The sequence below is a fragment of the Belnapia sp. genome (genome assembly GCF_059504005.1).
In genome coordinates this window covers 81,873-98,873 of sequence record NZ_JCACHU010000056.1, presented here as the reverse complement: position 1 = coordinate 98,873, position 17,001 = coordinate 81,873, and the positions used below count along the sequence as shown (strand labels likewise).

Genomic DNA, 17,001 nt, shown 5'->3' with positions numbered 1-17,001 from the left:
GACCGATGGCGATGGACATCATCCCCCCGAGCGACAGCCTGGCCGAGGCCGCGCGGCGCGTGCTGCCGGCGGGCGGCTTCGGCAATTTCGCGCCCGAGGTCATCCTGCGCGAGGGCAGGGGCGGGCGCGTCCGGGACGTGGCCGGGCGCGAGTATGTCGACTACCTGCTCGGCTCCGGCCCGATGTTCCTCGGCCATGGCCATCCGGAGGTGCTGGCGGCGGTCGAGGCGCAGCTGCCGCGCGGCACCACCTTCTTCGCCACCAGCGAGCCCGGCATACGCCTCGCCGAGGCGCTGGTCGCGGCGCTGCCCTGTGCGGAGCAGGTGCGCTTCGTCTCCAGCGGGTCGGAGGCGGACATGTATGCGCTGCGGGCGGCGCGAGCCTTCCGCCGGCGCGACCGCATCCTGAAATTCGAGGGTGGCTACCACGGCATGTCCGACTGGGGGCTGATGAGCCTCGCACCGAAGCAGCTCGCCAACTTCCCCGTGGCCGTGCCGGATTCCGCCGGCATCCCTCGCAGCGTGCGGGAGGAGGTGCTGGTCGCGCCCTTCAACGACCTGGAGACGGCGCGAAGCCTGATCGCCGAGCATCATGACGAGCTCGGCGCCATCATCCTCGAGCCCTTCCAGCGGCTGATCCCGCCGGCGCCGGGCTTCCTGCAGGGGATGCGGGATCTGGCCACGCAATACGGCATCCCGCTCATCTTCGACGAGGTCGTGACCGGCTTCCGCTTCTGCTACGGCGGGGCGCAGGACTATTACGGCGTCGTGCCCGACCTCTGCACGCTGGGGAAGATCATCGGCGGCGGCTTCCCGCTCGCGGCCATCGCCGGGCGGGCCGACATCATGGCGCATTTCGACCGCGGGATCGTGGGCGACGACGGCTTCCTCATGCAGGTCGGCACGCTCTCCGGCAACCCGGTCGCCTCGGTCGCCGGCCTCGCCACGCTCGAGGTGCTGCGGCGGCCGGGGGCGTATGACGGCGTCTTCGCCATGGGCCGGCGGATGATGGCGGAGATGGAGGGGCTGCTGCGCCGCCATGGCGTGCCCGGCCGCGCCGTCGGCGAGCCGCCGCTCTTCGACATCGTCTTCGCCGAGGAGGCGCCGCGCGACTATCGCGGCATGCTGCGCGCCGATGCGGCGGTGCAGCGGCACGTCAATGCCGTGCTGCGCGAGCGCGGCATCCTGAAGGGCGAGAGCAAGTACTACCTCTCGACCGCGCATGACGCAGGCGACGAGGCGCAGACGCTGGAGGCCTTCGAGGCCGCGCTGGCCTCCCTGCCGCGCGGCTGAGCCCTCAGCCCCGGTTGTTGCGGCGCGGGGACGCGGCGGGTTCGGGCGGGGCGGCGCCGGCCGGGCGGCCGGCATCGAAGCCGAGGAAGCCGATCGCCGGGTTGGGCGCGCCGCCATCGCCGGCCCAGAGCCGCGGGTTGGCGACGCGCTGCACCGGGTTCGGCACCTCGCGCTCGGCCGCCGGCGTGGGCGGCGCGGCATTCCGGCGCGGCGCCGGGCGCGGCGCGGCGGCCGGCACCACCGGCTCCTCGCGCGGCGGCGGGGCGCCCTGGCTGCCGCTGCTGCCGCGCACCGAGAGCAGGAAGAACAGGATGTCGCTCCGCCCCTGATCGACCGCCGCATCGATCGGCGACAGGCCGAGCACGTTGCGCGACTCGATATCCGCCCCGCGCCCGACCGCCTCGCGCGCCGCCGCGATGTCGCCGCGGTTGATGGCATCGAAGAGGGCGGCGTTGGGCCCGAGGTTCTGCGAGGGGTCGGCCGGGATCGGCTCCGGCGCACGGCGGTATTGCAGGCCGGGCAGGGCGGCCGGGGGCGGGCGGCTGGCCTCGGCCGGTGCATCGGTCAGTCCGCCGGCCCGGCCGTTGCGGCCGAACTGGGCGGCCGCCTCCGGGATCGGCAGGCCGAGCAGGGCGAGCAGGGCCAGGGGCGGGATGAGGGTGAGCGGGCGCATGACCAGTTCCTTAGCCAATCCCGCCCATCCCCGCCAGCAATCCTCAGCGGCAATCGTCGCCGCGGGTGGTGAAGGACTGCACCCGGCTGTCCTTCAGCGTGAAGGTGATGTCGCAGCTCCGCGTCAGCAGCACCGGCCCTCCGAGCGAATAGGGCGCGAAGCGGCCATAGGGGTAGCCCCAATAGGGGTTGAGCTGGTGCAGCACCTGGCGCCGCTCCTCATACTGCAGGAAGCGGAGGCCTCCGGTGTCGTAGGTCCGGTTGGGGACGCCGAAGGTCTCGACGACCTGCAGCTCGCTCTGGCCGATGGTGGCGGCGAGGCGGGTCTCAAGGCTCGGGCCGGTGGCGCAGCCGGCGAGCAGGAGCAGGGGCAGCAGCCGGCGCATCAGCGACCCTCCCGCCGCCAGGCGAAGACGGCGAGGCCGAGCACCATCGGCAGGGCCAGCCAGGGCGGCAGCAGCGGCATGGCGGCAATGCCCGTCACCGTGTGGTCGCCGTTGCGGCGAAGGCCGATCCAGCCCGTCTGCGCATCGCCGCCGCGGGCATCGCGCCCGGGGCCGACGCGGCGCAGCTCCGGCAGGACCGGCTCCGCCGCCGTGCCGAGCCAACGGGCAGCGCCCCCGGTCCCGGCGAGGATCGGGGCGAGGCGGGCAGGGTCGGCGCGGAGATCGGCGACCTCGGCCGGGTTGGCGGCGGCCGCGGCGGCGAAGGCGCTGCGCTTGCCGTCCGAGACCTGCCAGACGCCGGGCTGGTCCGCCGGCAGCCGGGCCGCGGCATGGCCGCCGGCTCCGGCCTCGAGCGGGCGGCGCTGGGTGCTGCCATCGGGGGCGGTGATGGTGACCTCAGGCGGCGGGCCGGCCTCCAGGCTGCGGCGCTGGATCGCCAGCTGGCCGGCTTCGATGCGGGCGGTCAGGTCTTCCTCCTCGAGCTCGGGTTCGCGCATCAGCCAATGCGCGGCGCGGCGGAGGAGTTCCGCCTGCGGCCCGCCGCCGTCATGGCCGCGCGACCAGAGCCAGATATGGTCGGAGAGCAGCAGCGCAACACGGCCCTCGCTGACACGGTCGAGCAGCATGAGGGGCGCGCCGTCGGCCGCATCCATCACTGCCGTGCCGCCGCGCTGGTCGACGCGGAGGCTGCGATACCAGCGGCCCCAGCTCGCCGCATGCCGCTCGTCCGGATTGGCGCCGGTTAGGCCCTCGGTGACGGGATGGCGGGCGCCGACGGCCGTGACGCTCGGGCGGAAGGCACCATCGGCGACGGCCGACTGCCCCGCCCCGGCCGCGGGCCGCGCCGGCAGCACGCCGCCGAGCGGCGTGTTGGCGAGGCTGGTGGGCCCGGCGAATTCCGGGCCGACCGACATCAGCAGCGCGCCGCCGCCGCGGACGTAATCGGCGATGTTGCGCAGATAGGCCGGGGGCAGGATGCCGCGATTGGCGAAGCGGTCGAAGACGACGAGGTCGAACTCCCGCAGCTTCACCTGGAACAGCTCGCGCACCGGGAAGGCGATCAGCGCCAGCTCGTTGAGCGGGGTCAGGTCGTCCTTCTCCGGCGGGCGGAGGATGGTGAAATGGACGAGGTCGACGCCCGGATCCGCCTTCAGCAGGCGGCGCCAGGTACGCTCCCCCGCATGCGGCTCGCCGGAGACGAGGAGGACGCGCAGCCGGTCGCGCACGCCGGTGATGGCGACGACGGCGCGGTTGTTGAGTTCCGAGACCTCGCCCGGCCGCGCCTCGGCGGCGAGCTCGACCACGGTTGGGCCGCCACGCTCGATCGGCACCTCGATGCGGTGCTCGCGGCCGATGGGCACGCTCTCGACGCGGGCGGGCGCGCCGTCGCGGCGGATGGAGAGGCGGGCAGCGCCGGCCGCATTCGGCACGCCGAGATCCTCGACGGCGACGCGCAGCTCCACCGATCGCCCGACAATGCCGAAGCCCGGCGCCTCGACGATGCGGAGGCGCCGGTCGGTCTCGCCGGGACGGCCGGGCAGCAGGGCGTGGAAGGGCGCCTCGATGGGCACCGTGGCGGGCGCGTCATGCACCTGGCCGTCGGTGAGCGCGATGACGCCGGCGAGGCGGGCGCGGGGGATGTCGGCGAGCGCGCGTTCGGTCGCGGTGAAGAGGCGGGTGCCCTGGTTGCCGCCCTCCGGCACCTCGACGGTGCGGAGCTCGAGATCGGGCAGCCGCGCCGCGCGCGCCTCGATGCCGGCGCGGGCGGCCTCGATCTGCGGCCCACGGGTGCCGATGCGGGCGCTGTCGCTGCGGTCGACGACGAGGAGGGCGATGTCCGGCCGCGTCTCCCGCGTCTCCTCGACGAGGCGTGGGTTGGCCAGCGCCAGCAGCAGGAGGGTGAAGGTGAGGGCACGCAGCGCCGTGCCGCGGGCGCGCCGCAGCATGGCCGGCATCAGCGCCAGCATCGCCAGCACGGCCAGCGCCGCAATCAGCCAGACCGGCAGGACGGGGGCGAAGTCGATGCCCGAGAGCGCCTGCTGCATCAGTTGCCGAGCCTTTCGAGGATTGCCGGCACGTGCACCTGGTCGCCCTTGTAGTTGCCGGTCAGCGCGTACATCACGAGGTTCATGCCGAAGCGATAGGCCAGTGTCCGCTGCCGCGTGCCGCCGGGGATGGTGGCGAAGGGGTTCTGCCCGCGCGCGTCGATCGCCCAGGCGCTGGCCCAGTCATGCCCGCCGATGATGACGGGCGAGACGCTGTCATTCGCCCGGTCCTGGTCGCGCGCCACCCAGACCTGGCCGCCGGAGAAGCGGCCGGGCAGGTCGGGCAGCAGGTAGAAGGACCGCTTCAGCACATGGTCCTCGCCGATCGGGGCGAGGGGCGGGATGGCGAGGTCGCGCGTCACCCGCCGCAGCGCCGCCCGCGCTCCGGGGGCGAAGCCCTCGCCCGAGCCCTCGTCGCGCGTGTCGAAGAGGATGATGCCGCCATTGCGCATGAACTCGTTGAGGGCGGCGACGGCGGCGGCATCGGGCGGCGGCGCCTCGGCGGTCACCACCCAGTAGAGCAGCGGGAAGAAGGAAAGGTCGTCCGTCCCCGGCGTCACCGCCGCCGGATCGGCCAGCGCGGCGGCGGAGCGGCGGTTGATGAAGTCGGACAGGCCGAGGAGGCCCATGCGCTGCACGTCGTCGAGCGTCGCATCGCCGGTGGCGACGAAGGCGAGGCGTGTGGCCAGCGCCAGCTCGGTGGTCTGCGCCGCGGCCGGTTGGGCGAGCGCGAGGGCGGCCAGCAGCGCGAAGCCCGGCCGCAGCAGCCCGCGCAGGCGGAGGCCGATCAGGAGGTCGGCGGCGAGCAGCAGCATCGCGGCGGCCAGCAGCCAGGGGCCGAGATCGCGCTCCGCCGGCACGCCGCCGATGCCGAGCAGCGCGGCGCCCGCCGGCGGCGGCGGCGCCGCGCGGAGCGCGGGGATGGAGCCGCCGAGGTTGAGCGCCCGGCGATAGGCGATGGAGGATGGGTCCTGCCCCGGCGTGCCGTACCAGCCCGGCGGGTTGCGCGGCGAAGGCACCGTCGCCTCGATCTGCGCGGCGGGGATGGCGGCGGCCGCCGGCGGCGCGGGCCCGAGCCGGCCGAAGCCGTCCAACGTCTCGATCGGGGCAAGCGGCGCCTCGCCCTCGGCGCCCTGGATGCCGGCCGAGAGGGCCACGATCCGCCGCAGCATCTGCACGAAGAGGCCGGAGAGCGGCAGGTTCGACCATTCCGCATTGGCGGTGACGTGGAAGAGCACAATCCGCCCCGCGCCGCGCGCCTCGGCGGTGACGAGCGGCGTGCCGTCGGTCAGCCGCGCCCAGCTCCGCTCCGACAGGCGGGGCGAGGGTTCGGCGAGGACCTGCCGCTCCACCGTCACCTCGGGGGAGATGGGCAGGCCGGCGAAGGGCGAGCCCTCGGGGAAGGGGGCCAGGCGTTGCGGCTGCTCCCAGGAGAGCGAGCCGCCGAGCTGCCGCTCCGCCCGCAGCAGCACCGGCAGGAGGCTGTCCGGATGCTCGGCGAGGCGCGGGCCGGCGAAGCGGATCAGCGTGCCGCCGCGCTCCACCCAGCGGGTCAGCGCCTCGCGCTCCGGCCCGTCGGCGACGGGGCGGTCGGCCAGCGCCAGCACGGCGATGGGGCGGGACAGCAGCCGGTCGAGCGGGCCGCGGCGCAGCTCGGCATAGGGGCCGAGCGCCCGGTCCAGGTAGAAGAGGTCGCCGATCAGCGGGGCGTCGGCGCTTTCCTCCACGCTCGGCAGCAGGCCGACGGGGCGGCGGCGGAAGCGCTCGTCCAGCAGGGTGACGGCGCCCGGGCCGGCGCTGTTCTCGATCTCCAGGCGCACGACCTGGTTGCGGATCTCGACCGGCAGCTCGAGCGCCGCCTCGCCCTCCGTGGCGCCGGCCGGGACGGCGACCACGGCGCGGCCGAGCGCGCGGCCATCCCCGGTGCGGGCGAGGATCACCGCCTCGCTCGCCGTGGGCAGGGGAAGCTGCTGGAGGCGGAGGCGCAGCCGGTCCGCCTCGGCCTGGGGCGGCAGGAGCAGGTGGACGGACGCCGCCTCGGCCCGCGCCACGGCGAGCGGACCGGCGGCCGCGAGCGCCTCGGCGAGGGTCGAGGAGGCATGCTCCACCCCGTCGCTGACGAGGAGGCTGGAGACCGGGCCGGGATTGGCGGCGCGCCAGGACCGGAAGGCGGCAAGCGCGGACGCCGCATCCGGTGCCCAGGGCTTGGGGCGGAGGGCGGCGAGGCGGGTGCGGAGGTCCTCGGCCGGCATTGGGCCGAGGACGCGGGGCGGGTCGGCGGTCTCCGCCGGGGCGGTGGCGAGCAGGGCGGCGCGGCGGCCCTCGCGCCCGGCGCGGTCCAGCGCGCCCCCGGCGGCGGCCATGCGCGCCGGCCAGTCCTCGGCCGAGGCCCAGCCATCATCGATGACGAGCAGCAGCGTGCCCTCGCCGGCAGTGCCCGTGCCCGGCCCCAGCACCGGCCGCGCCAGGCCGAGGATCAGGAGGGCGGCGGCGGCGATGCGCAGCAGCAGCAGCCACCAGGGGGTGCGGGAGGGCGTTTCCTCGGCGACGGGCAGATCGCGCAGCAGGCGCAGGGCGGGGAAGGCGATGCGTCGCGGCGCCGGCGGCGTCACCCGCAGCAGCCACCACAGCAGCGGCAGCGCCGGCAGCGCCAGCAGCAGCCAGGGGGCGGCGAAGGCGATGGGGCCCAGGCTCAGCATCGGGCCCTCAGGTAAGGTGGCACGGCGTCACTCCACCCAAATGGTATGCATTCAGTCTGGCGCGAGGGCCTGCCAGAGCGCCAGCAAGGCCTGTGCCGGGGGTTGGTCGGTGCGGTGGGTGATGAAGGTCCAGCCCGCCGCCGCGGCGATGGCGGCGAGGCCGGCGCGGTGCTGCCGCAGGCGCTCCGCATAGAGGCTGCGCACCGTCTCCACCCGCGGCACCAGAACCGAGGCATCGCCCGACCATTCGAACAGGACGCGGCCGCTATAGCTTCGGTTGCTTTCGCCGAGCGTCTCTTCCTCAGGATCGAGCACCTGCAGGATGTGCCCCCGCACCGGCCGCGCGGCGAGCTCCGCGACCGCCGCATGGATCTCCTCGAGCGGGGCGAGGAAGTCGCCGATCAGCACGCAGCGCGCATGGCGCGGCAGGCCGGGATCGGTCGGCGGCAGGGAGCGGGACTTGCCGATGGCGGAGACGGTCTCGACGACGGAGGTGAGGCCGGCCCGCCCGGCATGGCTGCGCCCGCTGCCGCCGAGCAGCCGCACCCGCTCCCCGCCGCGGAGCACGAGGGAGGCGAGGGCGGCGAGCAGCAGGTCCGCCCGTTCCCGTTTCGAGGGGCGGCCGGGGCCGGAGGTCCATTCCATGGAGCGGGAGGCGTCGCTCCAAAGGGCCACCGTCTGCGCCGCCTCCCACTCCGTCTCGCGGATGAAGAGCCGGTCGGAGCGGGCGCTCTGCCGCCAGTCGATGCGCGTCGCGGAATCGCCGGGAAGGAAGGGGCGGAACTGCCAGAAGGCATCGCCCTGGCCGCTGCGGCGCCTGCCATGGACCCCCTGCAGCACGGTGGCGGCGACGCGGTCCGCCGCCACCACCAGCGGCGGCAGGCGGGCGCCGAGCGCCTCGGCCTGGAGCGTCTTCGCCGGGGCGCTCAGGCGATGCGGTCCTTCAGCCGGGCGATGACATCGGCCAGCTGCACGCCATCGGCGCGGGCGGAGAAGGTGAGGGCCATGCGGTGGCGCAGCACCGGCTCGGCCAGCGCCAGCACATCCTCGACCGAGGGGGCGAGGCGGCCGTCGAGCACGGCGCGGGCGCGGGTCGCCAGCATCAGCGCCTGGGCGGCGCGCGGGCCGGGGCCCCAGGCGAGCTGGCGGCGAACCTCCTCGATGGGCGAGCCCTCCGGCCGGGCGGTGCGGACCAGGGTGAGGATGGCATCCAGCACACTCTCGCCAACCGGGATGCGGCGGATCAGCGCCTGCGCGGCCATCAGCTCGCCGGCGCTGAGCGCCTGGAGCGGCTTCGCCTCCCGTGCGCCGGTCGTCGCCAGCAGCATGGCGCGCTCGGCGGCCTCGTCGGGGTAGCCGATCTCGACCTCGAGCAGGAAGCGGTCGAGCTGCGCCTCGGGCAGCGGGTAGGTGCCCTCCTGCTCGATCGGGTTCTGCGTCGCCAGCACATGGAAGGGGGCGGGCAGGGGGTGGACGACGCCGGCGACGGCGACGCGCTGCTCCTGCATGGCCTGGAGCAGGGCGGACTGGGTGCGCGGGCTGGCGCGGTTGATCTCGTCCGCCATCAGCAGCTGGCAGAAGACCGGGCCGGGGAGGAAGCGGAAGGCGCGGCGGCCGGCCTCGCTCTCCTCCAGCACCTCGGAGCCGATGATGTCGGCCGGCATGAGGTCGGGGGTGAACTGCACCCGCTTGGCATCCAGCCCGAGCACGGCACCCAGCGTCTCGACGAGCTTCGTCTTGCCGAGGCCGGGCAGGCCGACCAGCAGCGCATGGCCGCCGGAGAGCAGGGTGATCAGCGTGTGGTCGACCACCGCCTGCTGGCCGAAGATCACCCGGCCGATGGACTCGCGGACCTGGCGCAGCCGGTCACCGAGTGCCTCGACCTCGGCGACCAATGTTGCGGCATCCGCCGAAGAGTTACCCAATCCTGTATCCGCCACTTCAACCATCCCGGGCTCGATCCCTATATGACCCCCAGCGCTTCCAATTTGAGGCGCCCCGGGGACAGATCGCGTCACGGGACAGGGAGCGGCAGTAGCCTATGGCTTCGCAGGGCAGCGACAAAGCGGTGAATGGAGAATGCGGCGTGCAGGACGAAGTGATCGGCCGGGCCGCGACGCAGGCCCCGGCGCGCAAACCGGTGCGGCCACGGCCCCAGCCTCAGGATTTCCACATGCGGATCGACCGCAACGGCACCTGGTACTACCAGGGCAGTCCGATCAACCGTAAGGAGTTGGTCTGCCTCTTCGCCAGCGTGCTGCGACGCGAGGCCGATGGCAGCTACTGGCTCGAGACGCCGGTCGAGCGCGGCCGGATCGAGGTCGAGGACGCGCCCTTCATGGCGGTCGAGATGTCGTGGCGGCACTGCGATTGCGGCGACGGCTGTGCGCCGAAGCAGTGCTTGACCTTCCGCACCAATCTCGACGAGATCGTCACCGCCAATGCCGAGCACCCGATCCGGGTGCATCTCTGCCCGAAGACGCGCGAGCCACGGCCCTACATCACCATCCGCCCCGGCCTCGAGGCCAAGATCAACCGCGCCGTCTTCTACGAGCTGGTGGCGCTCGGCCAGACCGAGATGGTGGGCGGCCGCGAGATGATCGGCGTCTGGTCCGAGGGCGTCTTCTTCCCGATCGACGAGGTGCGGGCGCTGGAGCAGGCCGCCGAGTGACCTGGCTGCGATGACCGCCGCCGAGATCGCGGCGCGCATGGCCGACCCGGCGGCCCTGGCCCGGGCCGGCGTCACGGCTTCCGATGACTCCGAGGGGCTGGCGCCGGCGCGCATGATCGGGGCCGCGGTGCTGGTGCCGATCGTGCTCTACCCCGAGCCGAGCGTGCTGCTGACCCTGCGGGCGGCGAAGATGTCCTCCCATGCGGGCCAGGTGAGCTTCCCCGGCGGCCGGATCGAGGCGGGCGAGACGCCGGAAGCGGCCGCGGTGCGCGAGGCGGCGGAGGAGGTGGGGCTCGATCCCCGCCTGCCGGAGCTGCTCGGGCGGCTGCCGCATCATGCGACGGGGACGGGCTTCCGCATCACGCCGGTGGTCGGGCTGGTGGCGCCGCCGCTGAACCTGACGCCCGAGCCGGGCGAGGTGGAGGAGGCCTTCGAGCTGCCGCTCTCCGTGGTGCTCGACCCGCGTGCGCCGGAGCGGCGGCGCGCCGAATTCCGCGGCCGGATGCGCGAATTCTGGGTCTGGCCGCATGAGCGACACTATATCTGGGGGGCGACGGCGGCCATCCTGGTCAACCTCGCCCGGGTCCTGCGCGGGTAGTCCTTGCCTTACATCATCGAGTTGCTGCTGTTCCTGGCGCCCCTGGCCGGCTTCCTGGTCTGGCGCCGGTACAATCCCGGCCGGCCGGTGCCGTCCGGGCTGGTCTGGCTGCTGGCGCTCGCCATTCTCGGCGGGATCGGCGGGGCGGTCTGGTACGGGCTCTCGGTGAGCCTGGCCCCGGGCAGCGTCTATGTGCCGGCCCAGCTCGGGCCGGATGGACAGGTGGTGCCGCACCGGGCCGAGCCGCGGCGGTGAGCGCGGACCCGCCCGTCGACCGGATCGCACCGCCCGACCTGCTCCGGCGCGGGGCGCCGGCCGCGGTGCTGGCGGCGCTGCCGGGCTCACGGGCGGTAGGCGGTGCGGTGCGGGATGCGCTGGCCGGGCGGCCGGTGCATGACGTCGACGTCGCGGCGCCGCTGCCGCCGGAGGCGATCGCCGCCCGGCTGCGCGGCGCCGGGCTCAAGGTCTTCGAGACGGGCCTCGCCCACGGCACCGTCACTGCCGTGCTCGGCAAGGAGCCGGTGGAGGTGACCAGCCTCCGCCGCGACCTCGAGACCGATGGCCGCCATGCCGAGGTCGCCTGGACCACCGACTGGCGCGAGGATGCAGCGCGGCGGGACTTCACCATTAATGCCATGTCACTCTCGGTGGACGGGGAGCTCTGGGACTATTTCGGTGGGCAGGCGGATTTGGCGGCGGGCCTCGTCCGCTTCGTCGGCGACCCGGCGACGCGGCTCCGCGAGGACTACCTGCGGGCGCTGCGCTTCTTCCGCTTCCAGGCACGGTACGGGACGGGCGGGCCGGATGCGGCGGCGGTCGCGGCGATCCGCGCGGCGGTGCCGGGGCTGGCGCGGCTCTCGGCCGAGCGGGTCTGGATGGAACTCAAGCGGCTGATGCAGGCGCCCGATCCACGTGGCGCGCTGGCGCTGATGGCGGAGACGGGCGTGTTCGGGGCGGTGCTGCCGGAGGCGGGCGACCTCTCGCGCCTCGACCGGCTCGTCGCCATCGCTGCGCCGGTCGAGCCGCTGCTGCGGATCGCGGCGCTGCTCCCCCCGGCGGCGGTCGAGGCGGTAGCCGGTCGGCTGCGGCTGTCGGGCGAAGAGCGGGAGGGGCTGCTCGACCTGCTTGGCCTGCCTCGCCCTGCGCCCGATGATGACGAGGCGGCGCTGCGCCGGCTGCTGGCGGCGCGGGATCACGCCTCCGTGCTGGACCGCGCCTGGCTGGCCGAGATGGAGCAGGGCGGCGAGGGCTGGTCGGAGCTGCGCCAGCGGGTCGCGGCGCTGGAGCGGCCGGTGTTCCCGGTGCAGGGGCGGGATGCGTTGGCGATCGGCCTCGTGCCGGGGCCGCGGGTCGGACGGCTGCTGGCGGCGCTGCGGGCCTGGTGGATGGAGGGCGGCTGCACCGCCGGCCGCGAGGCCTGCCTCGCGCGCCTCCAGGAATTGGCCGCCGAGCCGCCCAGGGGCTAAACCCCGCCGCATGGCCGCCACCGACCCGTCCTCCCGCGCCCTCATCGCCCGCCTGGCGCGGGACTATCTCGGCCGGCACCGGCGGGGCATCGGGCTCGCCATCCTCTGCACCCTGCTGCTCGCGGGGCTGACGGCGCTCTACCCGATCGTCATCCAGCAGGGCTTCGACCGCTTCTCCACCGGCGACGTCGCCATCGCCTGGATGATCCCGCCCGTCATCATCGCCGTCACCTGCCTGAAGGCGCTGGCGCAGTATGGCCAGGCGGTCGCCGTGCAGGCGGTGGTGCTGCGGGTGATCGAGGGGCTGCAGAACGACCTGTTTCGGGCGCTGACGCGCGCCGACCTCGCCGCCGTCACCGCCGATGCGCCGGCGCGGCATGCCAGCCGCTTCACCGTGGACGCGGCGGCGATCCGCGAGGCGTTGACCAAGTCGATCAATGGCGGCGCCGACGTGCTGACCGTCATCGGCCTCGTCGCCTCCATGGTCTGGCTGGACTGGCAGATGTCGCTGATCGCCGCGGTGATGTACCCGATCGCGGTGGTGCCGATCCTCCGCCTCGGGAAGCGCATCCGCCGCGCCTCCGGCGGGATGCAGGAGCGGATGGGCGAGACGGCGGCGCAGCTCACCGAGAGCTTCGGCGCCGCCCGCGTGGTGCGCGCCTACCGGCTGGAGGCGCAGGAGGAAGGCCGGGCGGCCCTGACCTTCGCCGAGCTGCGGGCGGCGCTGCTCGGCATTGCGCGTACCCGGGCCAGCCTCGACCCGATGCTGGAGGCGCTGGGCGGCATCGCTGTCGCTGCCGTGCTGGCCTTCGTCGGCTGGCGCGTGGCGCAGGGCGAGGGAACGGTCGGCGAGTTCACCGGCTTCGTCGCGGCGTTGCTGATCGCCTCGCGGCCGGTCCGCGCCCTCGGTTCGCTCAATGCCGCCCTGCAGGAGGGGCTGGCCGGCCTTAGCCGTGTCTTCGCCGTCATGGACCGGCCGCGGCGCGTGGTGGAGGCACCGGGGGCGCAGCCGCTGCCGGCGGGGCGGGGGCGGGTCGAATTCCTGGATGTCGACTTTCATTACGCCGGCACGGCCGAGCCGGCGCTCGAGGGGCTCTCCTTCACCGCGGAGCCGGGGCAGACCGTGGCGCTGGTCGGGCCCTCCGGCGCTGGCAAGTCCACCGCGCTGGCTCTCGTGCCGCGGCTGCACGATGCGACGGGCGGCGCCGTGCGCATCGACGGCGCCGATGTCCGGCAGGTGACGCTCAGCTCGCTGCGCGACGCCATCGCCTATGTCGGGCAGGACGCTGTGATCTTCGACGACACCGCCTTCGTCAACATTGCCTGCGGGCGGCCGGGCGCGACCCGGGCCGAGGTCGAGGAAGCCGCCCGCGCGGCGGCCGCGCATGACTTCCTGGCCGCGCTGCCGGAGGGCTATGCGACGCCGCTCGGGTCCGGCGGCGGGCGGCTCTCGGGCGGGCAGAAGCAGCGCGTGGCCCTCGCCCGCGCCCTGCTGCGCGACCCGCGCGTGCTGCTGCTCGACGAGGCGACCAGCGCCCTGGATGCGGAGAACGAGGCCTTCGTCTCCGCCGCCCTGGCCCGGCTGCGCCAGGGGCGGACCACCCTCGTTATCGCCCATCGGCTGGCGACGGTGCGCGACGCCGACCAGATCGTCGTGATGGAGAACGGCCGTGCGGTGGAGCAGGGCAGCCATGCGGCGCTGATGGCAGCCGGCGGGCTTTATGCGCGCCTCGTGCATACCCAATTCGGTTCTGCGCCGGTGGAGGCGGGCTGATGGCCTGGATCTGGCTCGGCATCGCCGGCGGGTTCGAGATCGTCTGGGCGGTTTTGCTGAAATACACGGAGGGTTTCACGCGCCTGCTGCCGAGCCTAGCAACGGTCGCCAGCATGGGCGTCAGCTTCTACTGTATGTCCCGCGCCCTGCAGGCGCTGCCGATGGGGACGGTCTATGCCGTCTGGGTCGGCATCGGCGCGGCGGGCACCGCGCTCTGGGGCATGGCGGTGGAGGGAGAGGCGGCCAGCGCCGCGCGCATCCTCTGCCTCGCCCTCATCCTCGCCGGAGTCGCGGGGCTGAAGGCGACGAGTTGAGCGGCGGCGCGTTGCCTCAATGCAGGGCTCTCCAGATGGCGAGCATCGCCGAGGTGGCGAGGATCGCCTTGTAGAGGAACTCTGCGAGTGGCTGCAGCCGCTGGGAGAGCGGACGCCGGGCGGGGTCGGGTTGCTGCGAATCGGCCATGGGAAGAGGATAACATTCCTATACCATGGGCAGGCATGCATTCCGCATCCGTCTCGTGGAATTGACGCTATGCCGCAGGGCACAATAATAACCCGCAATCGACCTCGCCGCCGCCGGGCGGCCTGGCACCCCCGGAGTGGATGACCCGATGCCCATCATGCAGGATTCGCGCGAGGCGACCATGGCCGGCCGCCGGTCGGATGGCTCGCCGGTGAAACGGCCGCTATCGCCGCACCTGCAGGTCTACGACATGTTCCAGCTGACCAGCCTGCTGTCGATCGCCGGGCGTATCACCGGCGCGGCCTGGGCGGCGGGCCTCGTGCTGATGGTCTGGTGGCTGCTGGCCGCCGCCTCCGGCCCCTCGGCCTTCGCCTCGGTGCAGTGGTTCATGTCCTCCTGGCTCGGCCTGCTCGGCCTCTTCGGCCTCTCGGCGGCGGCCTGGTACCACACGCTGAACGGCGTCCGGCACCTCGCCTGGGATGCGGGCTATGGCTACCAGATCCAGGACACCTACCGCACCGGCCGCTGGGTGCTGATCGGCACCGCCGTCGCCACCGTGCTGACCTGGGTCATCGCCATCATCGCCTGGGCCTGAGGAGCGCACCGCCATGTCGAATGACTATGCCGACAACACGACCATGCGCTCCCCGCTCGGGCGGGTGCGCGGGCTCGGCTCCGCCAAGGGCGGCACGCATCACTGGTGGATGCAGCGCGTCAGCTCGGCGGCGCTGCTGCCGCTGACCATCTGGTTCGCCCTCTCGGCCGCCTCGCTCGCCGGCGCCTCCCATGCGGAGACGGTCGCCTGGATCGGCAGGCCCTGGAATGCCCTGCTGCTGCTCGTCACCATCGGCATCAGCTTCCAGCACACCGCCTCGGGTATCCAGGTGATCATCGAGGATTACGCCAATCAGGAATGGCTGAAGATAGGTGGCATTCTGGCGATCAAGGCCATCTGTGTACTGGCGGCCCTGGCTTCGGCGCTCGCGGTCCTCCGGATCGCGGTCTGAGGCCGGCCCACGAGATGAATGGATCGATGCGATGAATGCGATCAACAAGGCTCCCATTGGGCCCTCCCGCGGTGCCTACCGCATCGTCGACCACACCTATGACGTGGTGGTGGTCGGCGCCGGTGGCGCCGGGCTGCGCGCCACCTTCGGCATGGGCGCGGCGGGACTGAAGACGGCTTGCATCACCAAGGTCTTCCCGACCCGCAGCCACACGGTCGCCGCGCAAGGCGGCGTCGGCGCCGCGCTCGGCAACATGGGCGAGGATGACTGGCGCTGGCACATGTACGACACCGTGAAGGGGTCGGACTGGCTCGGCGACCAGGATGCCATCGAGTACATGTGCCGCGAGGCGATCCCGGCCATCATCGAGCTGGAGCATTACGGCGTGCCGTTCTCCCGCACCGAGGACGGCCGCATCTACCAGCGGCCCTTCGGCGGCCACATGCAGAATTACGGCAAGACCCCGGCGATGCGCGCCTGCGCCGCGGCCGACCGCACCGGCCATGCCATCCTGCACACGCTCTATCAGCAGTCGCTGAAGCACAATTGCGAATTCTTCGTCGAGTACATCGCCCTCGACCTCATCATGGATGACGAGGGCGCCTGCCGCGGCGTCACCGCCTGGTGCCTCGAGGACGGCTCGATCCATCGCTTCCGCGCCCAGACGACGGTGCTGGCGACGGGCGGCTATGGCCGGGCCTACTTCTCCTGCACCTCCGCCCATACCTGCACGGGCGACGGCGGCGGCATGGTGCTGCGCGCCGGCCTGCCGCTGCAGGACCAGGAATTCGTCCAGTTCCATCCCACCGGCATCTACGGCTCCGGCTGCCTCGTCACCGAGGGTGCGCGCGGCGAGGGCGGCTACCTGACCAATTCCGAGGGCGAGCGCTTCATGGAGCGCTATGCGCCGACGGCGAAGGACCTCGCCTCGCGCGACGTCGTCTCCCGCGCCATGTCGATGGAGATCCGCGAGGGCCGCGGCGTCGGGCCGCAGAAGGACCACATCCACCTGCATCTCGAGCATCTCGGCGCCGACCTGCTGCATGAGCGGCTGCCGGGCATCTCCGAGACGGCGAAGATTTTCGCCGGCGTGGACGTGACCAAGGAGCCGATCCCGATGCTGCCCACCGTCCATTACAACATGGGCGGCATCCCGACCAACATCCACACCGAGGTGCTGCACCCGACCGCGCAGGACCAGGATCGCACCGTCCCCGGCCTGATGGCGGTGGGCGAGGCGGCCTGCGTCTCCGTCCACGGCGCCAACCGGCTCGGCACCAACTCGCTGCTCGACCTCGTCGTCTTCGGCCGCGCCGCGGCGCACCGGGCGGCGGAGACGATCAAGCCGGGTGCCTCCCAGCCGCCGCTGCCCCCGGGCGCCGGCGAGCGGGCGCTCGACCGCTTCGACCGCGTCCGCAACGCCAAGGGCAGCACCCCGGTCGCCGAGCTGCGCGGCAACATGCAGAAGACCATGCAGACCCATGCGGCCGTCTTCCGCACCGGTGAGCTGCTCGCCGAGGGCGTTGCGAAGATGAAGACGGTGCAGGCCGGCTATGGCGACATCCGCATCGCCGACCGCAGCCTGATCTGGAACAGCGACCTCGTCGAGGCGCTGGAGCTCGACAACCTGATCGGCAATGCCGTCACCACCGTCGTCAGTGCCGAGGCGCGGAAGGAGAGCCGCGGCGCCCATGCGCATGAGGACCATCCCGAGCGCGACGACGCCAACTGGATGAAACACACCCTGGCCTGGGTGAGCGAGAAGGGCGACGTCACGCTCGACTACCGCGACGTGAAGATGCGGACCCTGACGAATGAGGTCCAGGTCTTCCCCCCCAAGGCACGCGTGTACTGAAGGACCGACCCCCG

General features: G+C 73.3%; 17 protein-coding genes. 10 read left to right on the top strand and 7 right to left on the bottom strand.

Annotation, left to right across the window (positions count from 1 at the left end):
* Positions 1-11 precede the first annotated feature (11 nt).
* Complete coding sequence (locus tag AC5JJ1_RS09410; RefSeq protein WP_495784856.1) at positions 12-1,292, top strand: aspartate aminotransferase family protein; 1,281 nt, start codon at positions 12-14, stop codon at positions 1,290-1,292.
* 4 nt (positions 1,293-1,296) lie between these two features.
* Here AC5JJ1_RS09410 and AC5JJ1_RS09405 read toward each other — a convergent pair whose 3' ends face one another.
* From AC5JJ1_RS09405 to AC5JJ1_RS09380, 6 genes are read right to left on the bottom strand one after another with little or no spacing between them, the layout of a single operon-like run.
* Positions 1,297-1,965 (bottom strand): hypothetical protein, encoded by a 669-nt coding sequence (locus tag AC5JJ1_RS09405; protein WP_495784855.1) that lies wholly within the window; start codon positions 1,963-1,965, stop codon positions 1,297-1,299.
* Between the two features lie 43 nt (positions 1,966-2,008).
* Positions 2,009-2,350: a hypothetical protein gene (locus tag AC5JJ1_RS09400; RefSeq protein WP_495784854.1), complete on the bottom strand. Its 342-nt coding sequence runs from the start codon at positions 2,348-2,350 to the stop codon at positions 2,009-2,011.
* Complete coding sequence (locus AC5JJ1_RS09395) at positions 2,350-4,455, bottom strand: hypothetical protein (RefSeq protein WP_495784853.1); 2,106 nt, start codon at positions 4,453-4,455, stop codon at positions 2,350-2,352. Before AC5JJ1_RS09395 ends, AC5JJ1_RS09400 begins: the two co-directional genes overlap by 1 nt.
* On the bottom strand, positions 4,455-7,154 hold the full coding sequence (locus AC5JJ1_RS09390) for a DUF4159 domain-containing protein (RefSeq protein WP_495784852.1): 2,700 nt from the start codon (positions 7,152-7,154) through the stop codon (positions 4,455-4,457). Before AC5JJ1_RS09390 ends, AC5JJ1_RS09395 begins: the two co-directional genes overlap by 1 nt.
* Positions 7,155-7,205: 51 nt before the next feature.
* A complete protein-coding gene (locus AC5JJ1_RS09385) occupies positions 7,206-8,024 on the bottom strand; it encodes a DUF58 domain-containing protein (protein WP_495784851.1) in 819 nt (272 codons plus the stop codon).
* A 56-nt stretch (positions 8,025-8,080) separates the two neighbouring features.
* Positions 8,081-9,103, bottom strand: coding sequence for an AAA family ATPase (locus AC5JJ1_RS09380; protein ID WP_495784850.1), 1,023 nt, complete (start codon positions 9,101-9,103; stop codon positions 8,081-8,083).
* Between the two features lie 92 nt (positions 9,104-9,195).
* On the opposite strand from AC5JJ1_RS09380, the gene AC5JJ1_RS09375 reads away from it, so the two are divergent.
* Genes AC5JJ1_RS09375 through AC5JJ1_RS09350 form a run of 6 tightly spaced genes read left to right on the top strand, consistent with a single transcriptional unit; the run spans position 9,196 to position 13,977 of the window.
* Positions 9,196-9,825, top strand: a complete 630-nt coding sequence (locus AC5JJ1_RS09375) for a DUF1285 domain-containing protein (RefSeq protein ID WP_495784849.1) — start codon at positions 9,196-9,198, stop codon at positions 9,823-9,825.
* Between the two features lie 10 nt (positions 9,826-9,835).
* A complete protein-coding gene (locus AC5JJ1_RS09370) occupies positions 9,836-10,423 on the top strand; it encodes a CoA pyrophosphatase (RefSeq protein ID WP_495784848.1) in 588 nt (195 codons plus the stop codon).
* A 3-nt stretch (positions 10,424-10,426) separates the two neighbouring features.
* Complete coding sequence (locus tag AC5JJ1_RS09365) at positions 10,427-10,678, top strand: hypothetical protein (protein WP_495784847.1); 252 nt, start codon at positions 10,427-10,429, stop codon at positions 10,676-10,678.
* The gene (locus tag AC5JJ1_RS09360; protein ID WP_495784846.1) at positions 10,675-11,889 is read left to right on the top strand and encodes a CCA tRNA nucleotidyltransferase; all 1,215 of its coding nucleotides are present in this window, start codon (positions 10,675-10,677) and stop codon (positions 11,887-11,889) included. Before AC5JJ1_RS09365 ends, AC5JJ1_RS09360 begins: the two co-directional genes overlap by 4 nt.
* Before the next feature lie 10 nt (positions 11,890-11,899).
* Entirely contained in the window at positions 11,900-13,663 is a 1,764-nt protein-coding gene (locus AC5JJ1_RS09355; protein ID WP_495784845.1) for an ABC transporter ATP-binding protein, read from the top strand.
* Entirely contained in the window at positions 13,663-13,977 is a 315-nt protein-coding gene (locus tag AC5JJ1_RS09350) for a DMT family transporter (RefSeq protein WP_495784844.1), read from the top strand. Before AC5JJ1_RS09355 ends, AC5JJ1_RS09350 begins: the two co-directional genes overlap by 1 nt.
* A 16-nt stretch (positions 13,978-13,993) precedes the next feature.
* Here AC5JJ1_RS09350 and AC5JJ1_RS09345 read toward each other — a convergent pair whose 3' ends face one another.
* The gene (locus AC5JJ1_RS09345) at positions 13,994-14,125 is read right to left on the bottom strand and encodes a hypothetical protein (protein ID WP_495784843.1); all 132 of its coding nucleotides are present in this window, start codon (positions 14,123-14,125) and stop codon (positions 13,994-13,996) included.
* 148 nt (positions 14,126-14,273) lie between these two features.
* On the opposite strand from AC5JJ1_RS09345, the gene sdhC reads away from it, so the two are divergent.
* Genes sdhC through sdhA form a run of 3 tightly spaced genes read left to right on the top strand, consistent with a single transcriptional unit; the run spans position 14,274 to position 16,987 of the window.
* Positions 14,274-14,720: a succinate dehydrogenase, cytochrome b556 subunit gene (gene sdhC / locus AC5JJ1_RS09340; RefSeq protein ID WP_495784842.1), complete on the top strand. Its 447-nt coding sequence runs from the start codon at positions 14,274-14,276 to the stop codon at positions 14,718-14,720.
* 13 nt (positions 14,721-14,733) lie between these two features.
* Positions 14,734-15,132 (top strand): succinate dehydrogenase, hydrophobic membrane anchor protein, encoded by a 399-nt coding sequence (gene sdhD, locus AC5JJ1_RS09335; RefSeq protein WP_495784841.1) that lies wholly within the window; start codon positions 14,734-14,736, stop codon positions 15,130-15,132.
* Between the two features lie 31 nt (positions 15,133-15,163).
* Entirely contained in the window at positions 15,164-16,987 is a 1,824-nt protein-coding gene (sdhA, locus tag AC5JJ1_RS09330; RefSeq protein WP_495784840.1) for a succinate dehydrogenase flavoprotein subunit, read from the top strand.
* The last annotated feature ends 14 nt before the right edge of the window (positions 16,988-17,001 follow it).